Raw genomic sequence first — 18,914 nt, 5'->3', positions numbered from 1 at the left:
ATAAAATGAAAAAAGGATGATCAATTTCGGGCCCGTTCAACAGAATTGACAACAGACATAGCCCGAAGAGCAGCGGTAATATCAGCCAGATGCTTAACATCTGTCACATCAACATCGACCATCATTTCAAAGAAATCCATCGAGCGATGAACGATCTTCAAGTTACTGATATTGCCTTGATTTTTACCAATGACGACGGAAATTCCACCCAGACAGCCGGGCTCATTGGCAACAATCAACTTAAGCCGTCCTGTATGTTGCGGACCTTCAACTTCCATGGCATCCCAGGAAACATCAATCCATCGCTCAGGCGTATCCTGATAGTTTACCAGATTATCACAATCGATTGTATGAATTGTCACGCCCTTACCTGTGGTAACAATCCCGACAATACGATCACCTGGCAAGGGATGACAGCACCGGGCATAATGCACAGCCATTCCAGGAATAAGCCCTTTGATCGGAAGTGCATTGTCTTTTGTGCCTGATGTCTTTTGCTTTTTACGTTGTGTGCCCGGGCTTGGGGATTTTGGCAGAACCCTTGCGCCAGGATACACCGCGACCAATACTTCCCTTGCCGAGTGGTGCCCCTGTCCTACGCTGACATAAAGATCTTCTGACTGATCCATATGGAACTTGCCAAGAATGCCTTCGATGCCCTTTTCCGTAAATTCGTACCCTTCTTGACGAAAAATTTTCTGAACCATTTGATGCCCGAGAGAGCTGTATTGATCGCGCTCCTGAAGTCTTATATAGCGACGAATACAAGCTTTGGCCTTACCTGAGACAACAAACTTTTCCCAATCGGGCGACGGGCTTTGGTTCTTTGAAGTAAGAATTTGAACCTGATCACCATTATGCAAAATCGATCGAAAAGGAACCATACGCCCGTTGACTTTGGCCCCGACACAGGTATTTCCAACTTCGGTATGCACAGCATAGGCAAAATCAATGGGGGTCGAACCGCTCGGCAGAGAAAGTAACGCTCCTTTAGGAGTAAAACAGAAAACCTGATCCTGGAACATTTCCATCTTGGTATGTTCCAGAAACTCTTCCGGGTTTGAAGCGTGATCCAGAATGTCCAGGAGTTCACGGAGCCAGCGGTATTGCCGCCCCTCCATATGCTCTCCGCCCTGTTTATATGACCAGTGTGCCGCAACACCCATTTCAGCAATATCGTGCATTTCGGCAGTTCGGATTTGCACCTCAATTTTGTGCTTTTCCGGGCCAATTACACAGGTATGGATCGATTTGTAGCCGTTGGGTTTTGGTGTTGATATGTAATCTTTGAAACGACCAGGGACAACAGGATAACTACCGTGGATAACACCTAATGCCTGATAGCAGTTCGACATGTCTTTAACGATAAGACGAAATGCCATGATATCTGAAAGCTGCTCAAAAGTAACAGCTTTACGCTGCATCTTCTTCCAGATCGAATACGGTGCTTTCAGGCGCCCGAAGACTTCGCCCTCAATGCCCTGGGCTTTTATAACCCTGTTAAGTTCGTCAATGATCTTCTTGGCAAGGTTATCATTATCCTCACCTTTGAGAAATTCCAAACGCTTAACAATAGATTCCCGAGCTTCTGGATTAAGTTCGGCAAAAGAAAGATCTTCCAGTTGATCTTTAAATCGATGCATACCAATACGCTCGGCCAAGGGAGCATAGATATCCATGGTTTCACGGGCGATACGGCGACGCTTTTCTTCTTTTTTGATATATTTAAGCGTTTGCATATTGTGCAAACGGTCCGCCAGCTTCACCAGTAAAACCCGGATGTCATCAGACATGGCGAGAACAAGCTTCCTAAAGTTCTCGGCGTATTTACTTTCTTCTGATTGAAGTTCTAGACGTGTTAGTTTTGTGACCCCGTCAACCAGTCTGGCAATGTGAGCCCCAAATGCTTTTTCAACGGTTTCCAGGCTGGCTTCGGTGTCTTCAACGACATCGTGCAACAAGGCTGTAATAATGGAATTGTGATCCAGTTTCAGATCAGTCAGGATCCCAGCAACTTCGACTGGGTGCGAGAAATAAGGATCACCAGATGCCCGTTTTTGAGAACCATGATATTTGGTCGCAAAAACGTACGCTCTGTTTATAGCATCTTCATCTGCGTCATGATCATAAGATTTAACGCGCTCAACCAACTCAAACTGACGGATCATGGTGGATCAAACAGCCCTTATGCAAAAATATAGCCTTCCAGAAAATGATACGCCGTGAAAAGGCGTAGGCCAAGCTCTGGAAGGCTATATTCTTAGAATTATTTGCTAAACTGGGTTTATTTACTCAGAATCTTTAGCAAGTTCGGTTGGTGTATCTTCAACAGACATACCATCAGCATTAGCAAACTGTTCGCCAGCATCTGCGGCGATAAGGGCTTCTGGGCCAATTGCATCAAATTCAGGCTCATCTTCATCAACTTCAGAAAACGCGGCCTGTTTTTGGAGACCTTGCACCAAGGAGGACTTCACGGCGTCGAGGCTAATGGTCTCTTCTGCGATTTCGCGAAGAGAAACAACGGCGTTTTTATCGTTATCCCGCTCTACAGTAAGCGGAGCGCCAGATACGATCTCTCGTGCGCGCTGGGCTGAAAGCATAACAAGTTCAAAGCGATTAGGAACTTTTTCTACACAATCTTCGACTGTGACGCGTGCCATAGATGATAACTCCAGTAGTCGTAGTTAACCCTTCAACAGGGTATTGAATCGATGCAATATATGAAGCAGTTCATAAGAACGCAAGGATAATCAACATTATCCTGTTAAAAAAACTTCACCCGAATTAGTTGCCTAGTTTTCAGAAGAACTATCAGAATATTCAATTGTTTCCTGATCAACTGGTATGGTCAGGGAAAGCTCTTTTGCTGTTTTATCTGTAACCGGGTGTCGCCAGTCTTCATCAATATCGAGTAGAGGTAAAAGAACAAAAGCCCGCTCATGCATGCGTGGATGCGGTATTATAAGGTGATCCCCCGAAGAACTTACAAAATCATTATAAGCGATTATATCCAGATCGAGTATACGGGGCGCGTTAATGAAAGGCCTGACGCGACCAAACTCGTTTTCTATGTCATGCAGTAGCTCTAAAAGTTCATCTGGCGCTAAATCCGTTTGAATTTGCGCAACAGCGTTTACATACCAGGGTGCATCTGAAATTGGTACCGGTGCCGTTTTCAACCACCTCGATTGTTTTACAATTTCGACCCCAAGCTCTTCTAATCTGGACAGAGCTTTTTTACATGTTTGCAAAGGAAGGCCATGTTCAGGGCTCTCGAGATTGGCCCCAATTGCAATGATGATCACTTGGTTACTGCCTTAAATGATATTTCGTTTTCCGATAGAACAGTTAACTATCATATCTCAGCAAAACTTAAAGCCGAATGATTTAGTAACAATCTAAGAGCACAACGACTTCCGGTACTGTGAAGGGCTGATCCCCATACTAGCCTTAAAATCGCGGCTAAAATGGGCGCTATCAGAAAACCCCAAGCAAAATGCGATCGCAGTTAAAGAGCTCTTTTCATGGGAAAGCATATTACAGGCGAATTGAATTCGAATGAGTCTGATTAATTTCGAAAAATTTAGATTGGACTGGGTTAAAAGACGCTGTAGAGAACGGATTGAATACCCCATTTCAAAAGCAACGTCTTCAATCTTCCATATCCGGCTAATATCATTGGCGATATGTCGAGTTACTCTTTTAACCTTATCCCGGTTTTGCAGTGGCTTGATCGGAGGCAATTCTAAGTTCAACTCTGGTTGAGAATTATCATGATCAATCTGGCGTGGGATAACTGTATGCCAGGCAATAAGCCAACGACTTGTGTCCAATCCACATGCCAACATGCCGTTGTTTTTTGGTAGTGTGAATTGCAACTTTTCCCTTACTTTAAGCCAATCCCCCTCTCCATCCTGCATATAACATTCAAGGTTTTGGCAGCCGATTATTTCAAGCAAGGCAATCATGATCCCGCAAATCAGTAAGTTCTCTGGTGTACTTGGTTGATGTCCCTCTATGCCATAACGCGTAAACAGGGCAGAGTAATCTGATTTTTCTTCTATTCTTAATCTGTTTGTTGAATGCGCATAGCGTTCAAACCGGTTCCACTTATCAAATAGAATTTTAGGTGTTCGAGACCGTAAAGCATAATACCACACAGGATCATATTCGATTGTATTGATTGCTTGTCCGAGAGAAAGCAGAGAGATGGCTCCGGCTTTCTCGAGTAGCGTTTTTAAAAGCTCTCTTTTCGTATCCGCAGAAACATAAGCATTACGAACAGGGTCTAGTGGTTGCTCAGTTATTGCCAATAATCCCGGATAGATAGAATTTATTTGCTCCTGAACAAGTACACTCAAGCTGGCTTTTGCAAAATTCTTAATGTGTCTCCTCCTCTTAAGAATAAAGTAGGCTTCATTCAGAGCAAATCGTCATAGGTAATTGGCAAATTCCGAACCCGTTTACCGGTTGCATTAAAAACAGCATTGGCAACTGCCGCCGCCACAGGTGCCAAAGCGGCCTCTCCCACGCCTGTGGCTGGTTGCTTAGATTTTATCATTTCAATAGACATTTCAGGGCATTCGTCATGCCTTAAAATCTGATATCCATCAAAATTATTTTCAACAACCCGCCCTTCCTCAAAAGTTATTCTTTCTTTCATCGCCATACTGCATCCCCAAACAAGGTTGCCCATTATCTGGCTTTCTACTTGTTGAGGATTGATAATAGTCCCGCAATCCTGAACACAGTTGATTTTACGGATAAAAATAGTTTGTTCAGAATGATCTATATCGACTTCGGCTGCAACGGCAACAGGCGTTTGATTTTTATAAATTGAGCAGGCCACGCCATACCCATGGTCTCGCTCTATAGCTTTTTCAGGTAAATGAGTTTTTTGAAGGCCAGAAATCATTTTCCCCAAGGTTATCAGAACATTTTTTAAACGCACATGATCTGATGACAAGTTTTGAAGACGAAAATCTAACGGATCAATCTCAACTTTGTGCGCTAGTTCATCCATCATACTTTCGATTGCAAAACAATTTGGAGCTGACCCCAACCCGCGCCATGCACCAATAGGCACTTCTGTTCTAATATCAGAGTATCGAACACGCTGATTTGTAATGTTATAAGGATTAAGGCTTCCTCTGGCGGTTCCTTCATCCGCTTTAAAACTATCGACCACCCATGCTATCGATTTTGGAATAGGGCCAGTGATAATTGGAGAAGACGCAAAATCATGTTGCCAATAATCTATACTGCCGTCTGATCGAACGCTCGCCTCGATTAGATGAGAATACGGCGGTTGAAAATAGTTATTTTGAAACTCGTCTTCTCTTTGCCACTCCACTTTCACTGGCTTACCAACAAGCTTGGAAAGTAAAGCAGCCTCCTCGGCGGGCTGACATAGAACTCGTCCACCAAATCCCCCCCCCACACGAAGCGAGTGAACGACGACATCCTGAAGGTCATTACCAAAGAGTTTTGCAACTCTGTTTTGTACAAAAAACGGGTCCTGGCTTCCGCACCAAATTTCAACCTTGCCCTGCCGCACCCATGCCGTAGCAGCACGGGTCTCCATAGACGCATGTGCCATATAAGGGGTAGAGTAACTGGACTTTATAACTTTTGAATTTCTGGCAAACTCTTTATTATCAATTTTATTAACAAGAATGTGCTCTAAATCATTATTTTTTATAACTTTATTTACATCAATTCGCTCAAGCAACTCCGTTGTATTAATTCGAGACAATTGCCAAATAACATTTATTTCTTTAACCGCCAGACGTAACGAAATCGGATCTTTTGCCACAATAGCGACCACGTTTTTTTCTATTTGTTTTTCAACTCTGATAACGCCTTCTATATTCTCAATATTATTCAAATTGATCTTTTTGATATTTGCTCCCAATGCGGGAGGTCGAAAAAAATGACCAAACAGCATATCAGGTATTTTGAAATCACGGGCATAGATCTCTGCTCCTGTAACAATACTTTTCATCGTAGAAGATATTCGATTATGCCCGACATGATGATGTTTTCTGGAGTTTTGCAGGGAATATAATTCAACATTCTGGTTTTCTTCCATATCCGTATCTTTAAGAAAGAAGGGTTCGTCCGAAACCAAATCACGATAAAAGATTTTGTCACCATCACTAAGCTTGAATCCATTATTGTCATCATTGACAGTTTCCGCTTCAACCCCGGCAATATTACTGGCCCGTCCCCTTAAAGCTTCGCGCATGTGTGCTGCACCGTAGGCAACAGGCTGCCAGAATTTGTTAATCCCTTCTGAACCAACGGTCATTTTAAAAGGGGGAACCTGGTCTGTCGAAGCTGTCAGGCACTCTACATCAGTAAAATCAACATTAAGCTCTTCGGCAACGATTTGGCTAAGTCCAATTGTTACCCCCTGCCCCATCTCTATTCTGGGGCAAAAGAACTTAACCTTGCCCAATGGCAACAACTGAAACCAGTAAAGCGCATTTTCAGCAACAGGATCGGATGTTGAGGGTAAGGCAGGTAAAATTGAACTGCAGGAGCTCAGGAAGGTGATGCCAACCGTTGACCATCCTGTCGCGTTTAAAAAACGTCGCCTTGATAGAGACATATCTTTTAGAGAATGAACCATCACTCTTTCCCTCGCACGACTTCATTAATTGCCGCTTCAATTTTGGGATAGGTGCCGCAACGACACAGATTTCCAGACATAGCCTCTCTAATTTCAGCTTTTGATGGTTGATTATTTTCCCTCAAAAGAGCTGAAGCTGACATAAGTTGACCCGATTGACAGTATCCGCATTGCGGAACAGCATTTCTGATCCATGCCTTTTGAAGAGGATGTAATCCGTTAACAGAAAGCCCTTCAATTGTTGTGACCGCCTGTCCATCGATCTCTTCTAATAAGGTCTGACAGGAACGAACGGCTTGCCCATCCAAGTGTACCGTACAGGCACCACAAAGCCCCTGCCCACAACCATATTTGGTTCCCATTAAACCAAGAACATCCCGCAAATAATTTAAAAGCGACAAGCTCTTTAATTGGTCAGGGACGGATAGATCGATTTTATTAACGATGATTTTCATACCTAATCTCCTGTTTTGAGTAAACTAGGTGAAACAAACGAGAATTAATTTGATAATCACGCCAATATCCAAAAATGGCGACAAGATATTCAATTTACATTTTGAATTTTTGAAAGCAGATAAGCCACAAGCGAAAAGTGTAAGTTTCAGGGTAATTCCTGTTAAATTAGAACGTCGTATTTATAGCTTTGGAAAATCGCTAAAATAATAATTTTAATTACCTTTTAATGTATTTTTACTTTAATTTGATTGTTGATAGGCGATCAAAAAAGAGTAAGCTTAGGGCAATAAGAAAAGAATATAATTTCGCGGGATCTGTTACTTTTTAAATATCTCGGTATAATCGCCGTTAATTTATGTTCTGAATGTTATTTAAATATATTTTTTTAAGGATTTAAAAATGAAATTTTATCCTCAGGAACGCGTAGCCTTATTTATTGACGGATCTAATTTATACGCCACCGCGCGCGCACTGGGATTTGATATTGATTACAAAAGGCTTCTATCATTATTTGCGGAACAGTGCAGTCTCGTTCGTGCCTTCTATTATACAGCCCTAATTGAAGATCAAGAATACTCACCGATACGTCCGCTTGTTGATTGGCTCGACTACAACGGTTACACAATGGTGACCAAACCAGCCAAAGAATTTACCGATGCGGCTGGACGTAAAAAGATCAAAGGCAATATGGATATTGAGCTGGCAATTGATGTCATGGAAATGTCTGAGCACATTGAACATATCGTCCTTTTCTCGGGCGATGGGGACTTCCGCCGCCTTATTGAAGCGGTTCAACGTAAAGGCGTTAAGGTAACTGTCGTATCAACAGTTCGCAGCCAGCCTTCTATGATTGCCGATGAGCTACGGCGTCAGGCAGATATCTTCCTTGATTTGATAGAACTCAAAAGTGAAGTTGGCCGCAAGGTATCAGACAATCGTCCCGCTACACCTAATCCTATCCAGGCTCTGGATAATCAGCCCGTCGACGAAGATGATTATGATGACGAATATTATGACGATGAAGACGATTACGATGAAGTGGACGACCGAGATTAATATCTCAACTGCCCTTCAACGGTAAAAAAGAAAAAGGCCACTTGATATTAATCAGATGGCCTTTTTCTTGATTAAGATGAGGAACGTTACCCGCGATCTTTAAGAATTCGCGACTGTTGGCGCTTCCAATCTCTTTCTTTTTCTGTATGACGCTTGTCGACGGCCTTTTTACCCCGGGCGAAACCAAGATTAATTTTGGCAATGCCTCTATCATTGAAATAAAGAGACATTGGGACAATTGTATATCCGTCCCTGCGACACATACCAATCAGCTTTGCCAGTTCTTTACGATGAACAAGTAACTTTCTGTGACGTTTAGGTTCATGGTTAAAGCGGTTTGCAGCTTCATAAACGGGTATGTTGGCATTAATCAAAAAGAACTCGCCCTCTTCTTCACTGGCATAGGCTTCTTGTATAGATGCCTTCCCCGTACGAAGAGATTTCACCTCTGTTCCTGTTAGAACCAGGCCTGCCTCAAGAGTGTCTTCGATATTATAATCATAACGGGCGCGGCGGTTAACCGCGACCGTATTGCCTTTGCCTGACGAAGCACTTTTCTTTTTTGACTTACCCATAAACTTAACCGTCGATCAGGCCTGCATGCGCCATGGCTGCACGAACACGATCTTCAGTCTCTTTGCTTACAGGTAGCAAAGGTAAACGAAGCATATTTGCGCCCCAGCCAAGAAGATTCATCCCGTATTTCACAGGCCCAGGGCTTGATTCAACAAAAAGAACCTCGTGAAGGGGTGTCAGCAGATCATTAATCTTGCTGACCTTCTCAAAGTCACTTGCCCACCAAGCTTCGTGCAATTCTGAACAAAGTTTCGGGGCAATATTCGCCGTTACTGAAATACATCCATGGCCACCAAGAGAAAGGAAAGGCACGATTGTCGCATCTTCACCGCTCAAAAGCATGAAATCATCACCACAGGCTAACCGTGTTCGAACAGGCAAGGCTAAATCAGCCGTCGCATCTTTGATACCCTGGATGCGTGGTAATTCTGAAAGTCGCTTAACGGTATCAACATCGATGTTAACAATACTACGCCCAGGTACATCATATAATATGATTGGAATATCAGTGTTGTCGTGAATAGCTTTGAAATGCTGATAGAGCCCTTCTTGGGACGGCTTATTATAGTATGGTGTTACAACAAGCGCCGCATCAGCACCAACTTCCTGTGCATGACGGGTGAAATCAATTGCCTCACGCGTGGAGTTTGAACCGGCACCAGCAATAACTGGCACCTTGCCCTTTGCAACTTCAAGACAAAGTTCTGTTACACGTTTATGTTCGTCGTGACCTAGGGTTGGCGATTCCCCCGTAGTTCCGACGGGGCATACCGCGTGGCTCCCTTGATCGATCTGCCACTGTACGAAGTTCTGAAACCGTTTCTCGTCAACATCACCATTTTCAAGCATGGGAGTTGCGAGAGCAGGAAAAGAGCCTCTAAAAAGCGGGCCGGTCATAGCGATACCTCAAAATATCATCGTTTCGTTGTCAAAAGGGCCGAATGCCTTAATGAAAGGCGGAGAATAGCGACAGATTTGCATTGCGAAAAGGCTAAATAAAGGGTTCGGTGTTATTTCTTTAATAGTTAAGGGATATCCTTGGTAAATATATGGCTAAATATATGCAGATTTAACGATAGAATCGCTGTTGTCTATTTTGTGATCATCCTTATGTGGTCAGGACTGCGAGTGACTGTTAAGGTTTGAACATGTTTGAAATTACGCGCCGGCTTCGGAAAACAAATTCTTTAAAAGTAATCGGGATAATCGGAATTCTTGGGAGTATTAATTTACTTCAGGAAACATCGACATCTCTGTCCTTCCCCTTATTCATAGGACAGGCAGAAGCAAATACTACGATAGAAACTAAAGATTTTATGACCGATAAGGCCATTTTCAAATCGGTTTCTCAGCATGTATCCCAAAAACAATATACGCGTGCTCTTGCCCAAGCTCAAAAGATCCAAGAACCTCTTATGCAAGACATTGCGCTTTGGATGATCTATTCCAAAGATGGATCAACAAGCGATTTTCAAGCACTTTCTATCTTTACGGACGATCCACTTAACTGGCCAAGACAGGCAAATCTCACCCGAAATGCAGAGAAAGTCCTTCCCGGTACGCTAACGAACCAACAAGTTCTAGAATGGTTTAAGGATCGCGCCCCCAGAAGTTATAATGGTTTGACGCGGTATGTTTCTGCGCTTGATGCCACTGGGAAAAAAGAAAAGTCAGCGACGTCGATAAAAAAATTCTGGATAGAACAGTATTTAGGAAAAACTGACGAAAAGAAATTTATCAACAAATACAAGTATATTATCACAGCTCAAAATCATATTGATCGCCTTGATACCTTGATCTGGAACAAGCATTTTGTCGCGGCGCAAAGACAATTACCAAGAGTATCCAAAGATCATCAGAACCTGGCAAAAGCCCGAATAGCCTTACTTACAGACAAGGGAAATGTCGATGGTTTGATCAATCAAGTCTCCGCAGAATTAAAAAAAGATCCTGCCTTGATCTATGCACGGGCGCGATGGCGTTTACGGGCAAATAAAAATCAAGAAACCATTGAGCTTCTTGATCCACCAATACCGACGGCCAGACAAGCTGATAAGTGGTGGCCAATTCGACATTGGGCCGCAAGAAAGGTCCTTGTACAAAAAGACCATGAAAAAGCCTATCGCATTGCATCTGGTCATGGCCTGACACAGGGCGTTGGCTTTGCTGAAGGTGAATTCCTGGCTGGCTGGATAGCCCTCAGAAAACTATCTATGCCTCGTCGGGCCTACACCCATTTTCACCATCTTTATAATGGCGTCAAATCCCCGATCAGCAAGGCAAGAGCGTCCTATTGGGCCGGGCGCGCCGCAAAAGATATAGGTCACGACGATTGGGCGACCCGTTGGTATAACCTTGCCGCGACACACCAAACAACTTTTTATGGCCAACAGGCAAGCTATGAACTTGGGCAAGAGCCTGCGATAAACATCGTGCACAAGAAAATTGATGCAGCACAAAAGGCAGCCTTTAGTGACAAAAAAATTGTACGTACGATAAAGCTCCTTGATCAATTGGGGGAAGACAAGCTGGTTATAACTTTTCTGACTCGTCTTCGACTGGATGCTCAGACGGATGAAGATCATATCTTGGCAGCTGAACTTGCCAATAAAGTCTCTCACCCGAATATCGCGTTGAGAACGGCAAAATCAGCGCGTCAAAAAGGTATTTTGTTACCGGATCTTCTTTATCCAGAAATGCAAATAGATGCGATCAAAGGTTCCAATGCAGAGCCCGCCCTTGTCCTTGCCCTCATCAGACAAGAAAGCGAGTTTAATCACAAAGCCATAAGTCATGCTGGCGCACGTGGTTTAATGCAATTGATGCCCGCTACGGCTAAATCTGTCGCAAAAAAAGAAAAGCTATCCTATAAGAAACGCCAGTTAACGGATGATCCCACTTATAACATACAGCTTGGTACGGCCTATTTATCTGATCTGATCGGATCTTTTGATGGATCGTATGTTATGGCACTGGCGGGCTACAATGCAGGCCCTCACCGTGTCCGTAAATGGGTGAAAGATTATGGTGACCCTAGACATTCCAATGTAAATATTATCGACTGGATGGAACAAATTCCTTTTAATGAAACAAGGAACTATGTCCAGCGTATATTGGAAAGCCATGTTATATATCGTAGTAAACTAAAACAGAACAACACAGCGATTACAGGTAACCTCCCCTTTTCCTTGTGGGGACATACAAACTCAGGAGGGTGATTATATCTAAGCTATATTCATCAATCCTGTGACCTAATGACAGACTATATTTTACTGTACTTTGTTTTCGCCCCATTTTAGCACATTCTTCTGCTAACTTTTTGCATGGTAATCAAACATGACGCAACGTGATATTAAGGCATTTGTTTTTGATGCTTATGGCACTCTATTGGATGTCCATTCAGCTGTTCATAAACTATCACGAGAGCTTGGCCCTAATGCGCAAGGCATTTCGGATATCTGGCGCACAAAACAATTGGAATATTCCTGGCTGCGCAGCCTGATGGAATCACATAGTGATTTTTGGAATGTAACCGCAGATGCTCTGACCTATGCCCTGAAATATCATGATATGGAAGATCAAGATTTGCACGCGCAGTTGATGTCGTTATATCTTGAGCTAACAGCTTATCAAGATGCCCTAAGTACATTAAAAGAAATAAATAAATACAAGCACGCTTCTCTTGTATTGAGTAACGGGTCTCAGGAAATGCTGGATAAATCTTTGGAGAATTCAGATCTCCAACCCTTTCTCGATAAAGCTATTTCTATTGACGATGTAGGGATCTACAAGCCAAGCCCGCAAGTATATAAATTGGCAACTGATTACGTTAAGTGTCAGCCAGAAGAGATTTTGTTTGTTTCTGCAAATGCCTGGGATGTCGCCGGTGCAAATCATTTTGGCTTTAGAGTAGCTTGGATCAATCGTTTTAAGCGTCCACCAGAAATTTTACCGGGCAAGCCTGAATTTATAATTGATAGTCTTTCCGAACTCAGTCAACTCTATCAGCCTAACAACTAATATTTTTGGAATTATTTACAATGCCCCCCATAGCACTTCCGACTTACGACGATATTTGTGAAGCCCGGGAGAACCTAAACGAAAAAGCAATCTATACACCGCTTATAGAAAATGCCGAATTAAACCGCATTACGGGTGGACGGATTTTTCTAAAGGCTGAAGTTCTTCAACATACCGGTTCCTTCAAATTCAGAGGGGCGTATAACTTCATCAGTACGCTATCTGCGAAGCAAAAAGAACAAGGTCTGCTTACATTCTCATCGGGAAACCATGCGCAAGGCGTAGCGTATGCATCCAAATTGCTTAACGCCAAAGCCACAATAATAATGCCGAGTGATGCCCCGGAAATCAAAATCGAAAACACACGCTCTTATGGGGCAAAGGTTGTTCTTTACGATCGCTTCAAAGAAGATCGGGAAGAAATTGGCGCTGATATTGTAAATTCTACAGACGCCTTGTTAATCCCCCCGTATGATCATCCACTTATTATTGCTGGCCAAGGTACTTGCGGCGCAGAAATTATCGAACAGTTGTCATGTAAAGGTGTAATTCCAGACGCAATGGTTTCCTGCTTTGGTGGCGGTGGTTTGACAGCAGGTATTGCACTTTCGGTTAAAGAGAAATCCCCAAACACTAAAATCTATTCTGCAGAACCTCTGGGGTTTGACGATATGTCCAGATCGTTGGAAGCAGGAAAGCGTGTGAGCAATGATCCGAATGCCAGATCTATTTGTGATGCTGTCTTAACCCCTACTCCGGGCAATATACCCTTTGCGCTTTGCAATGAGTTATTGGAACAAGGTCTTGTTGTTACAGATGAAGAGGTAAAAGCCGCAGTTAAGTTTGCCTTTAAAACACTTAAACTTGTTGTAGAGCCTGGTGGAGCAGTAGCTTTGGCTGCAGTTCTGCACAACAAGCTTTCAACAAAGAAAAAGGCCATCGCTCTTACCCTGTCCGGGGGAAACGTTGACCCTTCAATCTTTAAAATGTGTCTGGAAAGCTAGTTAGAGCTATTCCACGATGAAGAAGCTCCGTAAATGCTGGATTTCTTTTCGTCCGCTTTTTCTTCAGGCTTAACTTCGGTTGATTTAACTTCTGTCAGGGGCGTTGCAGATGGCGACGTACCAGTCACAGGGCTAGATGAGGCCGTTGATTGAGAAGCGGAAGATGATGTTGACGCAGCTTCCACAGCACTTACAGGACCACTATTTACAGCAGTGGGTGATGGAATCTTTGCTGTTTCCGCTTCTGAAAGCGCGCTAACAGAAGAATTTGTTGCTGGCTCTGGCTTGTCTGAAATACGTCTGAACTGACCTTCCACCTGTGCACCAGCTTCAATGGCTATTGATTTGTGCAGAATGTCCCCGACAACCTTTGCCGTGCTTGCCAGTGTAATGGTATCGGCATTTAGCTGACCGCTAACCATGCCGCAGACCCGGACTTCATCTGCTTTTACCGAGCCGGTTACAACAGCTTTTTCACCAATAGTTACAGCGCGGCAAATAACATCACCCTGCACATTACCGTCTATCTGCAGGTCGCCAGTAGAGGTCAAATCACCAACAAGGTTTAAATCAGGACTCAAAATAGAAGGTATCCCCGAAGGAGCAATTTTTTTAGGACTATCTGTTGTAGTGGCAACTTTTGTGTTTGTTTTACTGGACTTTGAAAACATGTCTACCTGCCAAAATAAATTTACGGGGATCTACGGGCTTGTTGTTATATAGAACTTCATAATGAACGTGAGGCCCTGTACTCCGTCCAGAATTCCCAAGAAGAGCAATCTTTTCCCGGTGAGAAACTTCCTGACCTTGTTTTACAAGCAATTTTCTTAGATGTCCGTAACGCGTACGGATACCATTACCATGATCAATTTCGACCAATCGACCATAACGCCCTCTCCAACCGGCATAAACGACCTTACCTGGTGCAGGCGCGTAAACAGATGACTTCATCGGAGCAGCCATATCAAGGCCATTGTGTACAGACGTTTTACCTGTCACAGGGTCACGGCGTTTTCCAAATGAACTGGTAATGCGATACTGATCAATTGGTGTTGTCAGCGGTAACTTTGCGACAACGTCTTGAAGTGTTTCCCAACGTGTTAACTGCATATCAAGCATATTAACCGAAGCTTCAAAATCGGCGCTTTCCTGGATTTCATCAACAGGAATATACGGACCGCCCTGACCTGTGTCCAAGTCTTCAGATCCAAGTAGGGTATCCAGATTAAGGCCCGTCATCTCTACGGTTTTTTCAATAACCCCTAGACTGTATTTAGATCGCTCGGTTAAACGATCGACAAGCTCGCGTTGGATATTAGAAACTTCGATTAAAGAATTCTGCAGTTGATCAACTTCGTTTTCCAGACCCTCGTTATTTTCGCGATACATTTCGAGGATAGAAACCTGCTCAAAAAGTTTGTCTCTGGCTTCTTGGGACGATTTATCTGCTACCCTTCTTGCTTCCATTAAAGAATCCATTTGAGCTTGTTGCTCTTCAAAGAGTTCATCTTTTTCAGCAATCTGCCCTTTGAGACTTACAATTTCTGATTCCAGATTTTCGACATTAGCCAGAATTGTAATCTTATTACTTTCCAGCTTTTCTTTTGCCAGGGTAACAGCCTCTAGCTCGTCTTGAAGTTTGAGAAGTTTGCCACCAAGCATTTTCCCTGCTTCAGCAGATTTAAATCTTTCTTCCTCTGATGTTGCCAAGACCTGTCGAAGTTGTTTTGCCTGAGTTTCAAGCGCTTCACTCTGTCCAGCTATTGTTTCCAGATCATCTTCGAATTGATCAAGCTTGTCTTCCAAAACCTGTCGAGCCAACGCGACACGTGCACGCTCGTTCTCTGAGTTTTTAAGGTTAACAACTTTAGTACTTTCATCAGTGTCAACTTCATCACCATCTAACAAACTGATAAGCTGATCTTGATTTTCCTGGAGATCTTTTGTGATTTTAGAGAATTGCGTGTGGTATTCACCAACCTGCTGTAGCAGGTCAAAATAGTTGAGTTTTTGTTCTTCAATGATCGTATCTTTTTGGGTAAGTCTTTGTTCTGTATAGAACATTGTCCCTGAAGAGAAGGCAATCCACCCAGTTAAAGCCAAGACACTTGTCGCGATGGTTTTCTGTAACCGTGGTGTCAGGCGAATAAACTTTACCTGATCATGAGAACGGATATGGATTTCACGCTGAGCAAATACTTGGTCAACTTTAAGCTTTGCTTTTCGCGCAAACTCATGCACGTCCATTCTTCCCCCCTCTTACCTTCTTGTCTGTATCTCGACAAAATAACCTGTGTTGGAAATTTTGTGCATGGGATGGCAAATAATTCTGGGCGAATTTATACATCATGATTTCACTTCTTTCAAAGAGAAACCGCGAGCAATTTATATTTGTCTGTACAACAGGAAGCATTTCGATGTTCCTACTGGTTATAAAGGCGGCAAAATCCTTTACCAAAAATACCAAAAAACATTATGATATTAAAAGGTTAACAGAAAAATAATACTAAAATTTAACTTAAAAAATAACTTTGGGTATCGGTCCGGTAAATTTTGTGCCGAAAGATCTTAAAGGATCGCGTTTAAAAATACAGAAGTACGACCCCTTAAGCCCATTACATACGAAATAGAGCGAAGATTGAATAAAAGTCATTTTATTTACGATATCGCAACACTTGTATGAACAAATTTGCATAGGAAAAAATAAATGCATCGCATAACGGTATATAGGGATAAAAATCATGCTTGGGTCGGGGGACCACCAAAAGTCCACGATATGGACTTTACGTAAAATTCTTCTTTTGATTGGCCTTTTAGCCTCTGCTGCAATTGTAGCGGCCCAGTTCTGGTCCTTTGAAAAATACAAAAACTTTTCACTTGATACATTACAAAAAGAAAGCACGACGCAATTCCAGCTCATGGTACTTGAACGTGTCATTCAAAAGTATGAACCCAAGCTAAATACCCTTGGCTCGGATTGGGCCAGATATGCGCACCTTGTAAAGGCAATGAAGGCCAATAATCCTGAAGAAATTGCTACGTTTGACAAGTGGTACCGTGATAATAAAGAAATCCAAACGGGTGAAATTACTCTCATTTCCACGCACTTTTACACTCCGGATATGGATTTAATTACCTCTTCACAGGATGGGCGTATCACCGATAATGCAACGATATTGGAAGAGCTGAAAGCCAGAGACAAAAAAGAAAAACGTAAACCAATTTCTTATATCTGGTCCGATCCCAATGGACGCCCTGTACATTCTACGGTTTTCCCTATCGGGGGCTTTAGAGTTGCAGGTTTTGTAGAGTTGGTCACAGACCCAATGCAATATCTTGAAGGAATTAGTGAAACATTGGGGGCAGATGTAACAATCTATGATCCCTCAAGTGAAACAGGGTTCGCTTTTCAGGAACATAGCCATGAAAAATCTGAAGCGGGCGAAGCTACTGAACAGGTAACTGAAACAGAAAATCCTTCTACTGAAAACGAAGCCCCTACTGAAAACGAAGAAGGTGAAGCCTCGGAAGCGACAGAAGCGGAAACACCAGTTGATAGCCGAACATTAGAAGACGGCCTAAGACTTGATGGATCAACAGCCTATATCACAGCTACTATTATGGGAACTCACGACACCGTTTGGGCCAAAGCGACCCTGGTACGTGATGTGAGTGACTTTGCAGAGGGATCTCAACAATTAACCGAGGATGCAATTAAAGTTCTGGCGGGCGTTTTCCTGACAACCTGGCTTGTTGCCTTCCTCATGCTCCGTTTTGCCGTGTTTGGTAAACTCAAAGCCTTTGCAAAAGCCATGACATCCATCAGTGAAGGCGAAGTTGATATTACCCCGCCAACTGTGGGGCCAGATGAATTCAGAACCATGGCAACCGCATTGGATCAACTCAGTAATAGTGTCGCCCAGGTCTTTCAACTGCAAAACATGGTGGAAACAAGCCCCATGTCTACGGTAATGATTGATCTTGAAGGCACGCTTTCTTTTGCAAACCTCAAAGCCAGAGGCTTTATAAGCCCAGAAAACACAGATGAAAACACTGAAAGCGACTTAACAGGAACAACTGGTAACTTCTTTCAGCTTGATGAAACAGAATTTAACGAGCTGACCGCACCGGAAAACTTGCCTATGACGCGTTTGGTTGTATTCCAAGGCCGTCAACTGGAGGTGTCTGCATCTGCTGTGATGGATAATGCTGGTGAATTCAAAGCATGTATGCTGACCTGGCTGGATGTGACAGATCGCGAGAGCAACAAGCAAGCCGCAAGTGAATTGATCAGCAGTGTTCAGCGTGTTGCTGACCGTGTCAGCGCCCTGTCTAAAAATGTTGAAGAAACATCGACGTCTTTGAACACACAATCACAGACAGTTACCTCACAGGCAGAAAACACACAACAACTTGCGCAAAGTGGCTATGATTCTGCGCAGGGCGTTACACAGACAACAGAAACAATGTCACTCGACATCAGAACAATTAATACTGAATCTGATCACGCGAGAAGCACGTCAACCGAAGCCTTAAGCCATCTAACACAGGCATCTGAAACGGTAACCCAACTACGTAACTCCAGTGACAAGATTAACCAGATTAACGAGTTGATCACGACAATTACCAATCAAACCAAAATTCTGGCCATGAATGCGACAATTGAGGCAGCAAGAGCTGGCGAAGCTGGTCGAGGATTTGGTGTTGTGGCATCAGAAGTGAAGGCCCTTGCTGAACAAACTGCTTCTGCGACAGATCAGGTTGCAGCAATGATCAAAGAACTACAGGTTCATGCCCAGGCAACAACAGACAAAATGGAATCAATTGATACCGTTATGCAGCAGGTTGGAGAAACTCAGAACAAGATATCTGATTCTATTAACGAACAGGATCGAGCTGCTGGTGAAATTGCCCAAAACATTGAAAGCATGGCCCAGGGATCACGACAGATTGTTGACCTGGTAAACGACGTGCATCAGCAGTCAATTAATACCGGTAGTTCCGCACAGAGTCTTCTCGGTACATCCAAAGAACTTGCCGAGGAAGCGGAAAAACTAAGTGAACGCCTATCCGAATATCAAAAACATTTGGATCAGGCAGGATAGTAAAAGCTGTAAATATATTCCAAATAAGAAGGCGATGATTTACTTGATCATCGCCTTCTT

Annotated in this window: 15 protein-coding genes; 5 read left to right on the top strand and 10 right to left on the bottom strand. The window is 43.2% G+C overall.

What is annotated here, in order from left to right; all coding sequences use genetic code 11:
* Positions 1-20 precede the first annotated feature (20 nt).
* The 6 genes from BKB51_RS19010 to BKB51_RS18985 form a co-directional block, all read right to left on the bottom strand.
* The gene (locus BKB51_RS19010; protein ID WP_085902698.1) at positions 21-2,168 is read right to left on the bottom strand and encodes a RelA/SpoT family protein; all 2,148 of its coding nucleotides are present in this window, start codon (positions 2,166-2,168) and stop codon (positions 21-23) included.
* A gap of 120 nt (positions 2,169-2,288) precedes the next feature.
* Positions 2,289-2,663: a DNA-directed RNA polymerase subunit omega gene (gene rpoZ, locus BKB51_RS19005; protein WP_047765077.1), complete on the bottom strand. Its 375-nt coding sequence runs from the start codon at positions 2,661-2,663 to the stop codon at positions 2,289-2,291.
* A 132-nt stretch (positions 2,664-2,795) separates the two neighbouring features.
* Positions 2,796-3,308, bottom strand: a complete 513-nt coding sequence (folK, locus tag BKB51_RS19000) for a 2-amino-4-hydroxy-6-hydroxymethyldihydropteridine diphosphokinase (protein ID WP_085902697.1) — start codon at positions 3,306-3,308, stop codon at positions 2,796-2,798.
* 93 nt (positions 3,309-3,401) lie between these two features.
* Positions 3,402-4,364 carry a helix-turn-helix transcriptional regulator gene (locus BKB51_RS18995; protein WP_125911882.1) on the bottom strand — a complete coding sequence of 321 codons (963 nt, stop codon included), beginning with the start codon at positions 4,362-4,364 and terminating at the stop codon, positions 3,402-3,404.
* A 59-nt stretch (positions 4,365-4,423) separates the two neighbouring features.
* Complete coding sequence (locus BKB51_RS18990; RefSeq protein ID WP_245813307.1) at positions 4,424-6,616, bottom strand: xanthine dehydrogenase family protein molybdopterin-binding subunit; 2,193 nt, start codon at positions 6,614-6,616, stop codon at positions 4,424-4,426.
* Positions 6,617-6,636: 20 nt separating this feature from the next.
* Positions 6,637-7,092, bottom strand: a complete 456-nt coding sequence (locus tag BKB51_RS18985; protein WP_085902694.1) for a (2Fe-2S)-binding protein — start codon at positions 7,090-7,092, stop codon at positions 6,637-6,639.
* Positions 7,093-7,492: 400 nt separating this feature from the next.
* Here BKB51_RS18985 and BKB51_RS18980 point away from each other — a divergent pair, with 400 nt between their 5' ends.
* The gene (locus tag BKB51_RS18980) at positions 7,493-8,149 is read left to right on the top strand and encodes a LabA-like NYN domain-containing protein (RefSeq protein WP_085902693.1); all 657 of its coding nucleotides are present in this window, start codon (positions 7,493-7,495) and stop codon (positions 8,147-8,149) included.
* A gap of 86 nt (positions 8,150-8,235) precedes the next feature.
* Here BKB51_RS18980 and smpB read toward each other — a convergent pair whose 3' ends face one another.
* Both smpB and dapA read right to left on the bottom strand, forming a co-directional pair.
* Positions 8,236-8,724 carry an SsrA-binding protein SmpB gene (smpB, locus tag BKB51_RS18975; RefSeq protein ID WP_085902692.1) on the bottom strand — a complete coding sequence of 163 codons (489 nt, stop codon included), beginning with the start codon at positions 8,722-8,724 and terminating at the stop codon, positions 8,236-8,238.
* Between the two features lie 4 nt (positions 8,725-8,728).
* The gene (gene dapA / locus BKB51_RS18970) at positions 8,729-9,622 is read right to left on the bottom strand and encodes a 4-hydroxy-tetrahydrodipicolinate synthase (RefSeq protein ID WP_085902691.1); all 894 of its coding nucleotides are present in this window, start codon (positions 9,620-9,622) and stop codon (positions 8,729-8,731) included.
* 251 nt (positions 9,623-9,873) lie between these two features.
* Between dapA and BKB51_RS18965 the strand changes: the two genes are divergently transcribed.
* From BKB51_RS18965 to BKB51_RS18955, 3 genes are all read left to right on the top strand, one after another.
* Positions 9,874-11,943, top strand: coding sequence for a lytic transglycosylase domain-containing protein (locus BKB51_RS18965; RefSeq protein WP_085902690.1), 2,070 nt, complete (start codon positions 9,874-9,876; stop codon positions 11,941-11,943).
* A gap of 118 nt (positions 11,944-12,061) precedes the next feature.
* Complete coding sequence (locus tag BKB51_RS18960; RefSeq protein ID WP_085902689.1) at positions 12,062-12,745, top strand: haloacid dehalogenase type II; 684 nt, start codon at positions 12,062-12,064, stop codon at positions 12,743-12,745.
* 20 nt (positions 12,746-12,765) lie between these two features.
* On the top strand, positions 12,766-13,749 hold the full coding sequence (locus tag BKB51_RS18955; protein ID WP_085902688.1) for a threonine ammonia-lyase: 984 nt from the start codon (positions 12,766-12,768) through the stop codon (positions 13,747-13,749).
* Here the strand turns inward: BKB51_RS18955 and BKB51_RS18950 are convergent.
* On the bottom strand, positions 13,746-14,420 hold the full coding sequence (locus BKB51_RS18950) for a bactofilin family protein (RefSeq protein ID WP_085902687.1): 675 nt from the start codon (positions 14,418-14,420) through the stop codon (positions 13,746-13,748). The genes BKB51_RS18955 and BKB51_RS18950 overlap by 4 nt on opposite strands.
* Positions 14,401-15,996: a M23 family metallopeptidase gene (locus BKB51_RS21150; RefSeq protein ID WP_085902686.1), complete on the bottom strand. Its 1,596-nt coding sequence runs from the start codon at positions 15,994-15,996 to the stop codon at positions 14,401-14,403. The genes BKB51_RS18950 and BKB51_RS21150 overlap by 20 nt, the downstream gene beginning before the upstream one ends.
* 494 nt (positions 15,997-16,490) lie before the next feature.
* On the opposite strand from BKB51_RS21150, the gene BKB51_RS18940 reads away from it, so the two are divergent.
* Positions 16,491-18,854, top strand: coding sequence for a methyl-accepting chemotaxis protein (locus BKB51_RS18940; protein WP_085902685.1), 2,364 nt, complete (start codon positions 16,491-16,493; stop codon positions 18,852-18,854).
* Positions 18,855-18,914 lie beyond the last annotated feature (60 nt).

The sequence above is a fragment of the Kiloniella majae genome, assembly GCF_002118315.1.
GTDB lineage: Bacteria > Pseudomonadota > Alphaproteobacteria > Kiloniellales > Kiloniellaceae > Kiloniella > Kiloniella majae.
This window is presented reverse-complemented; position numbering and strand designations above follow the sequence as displayed.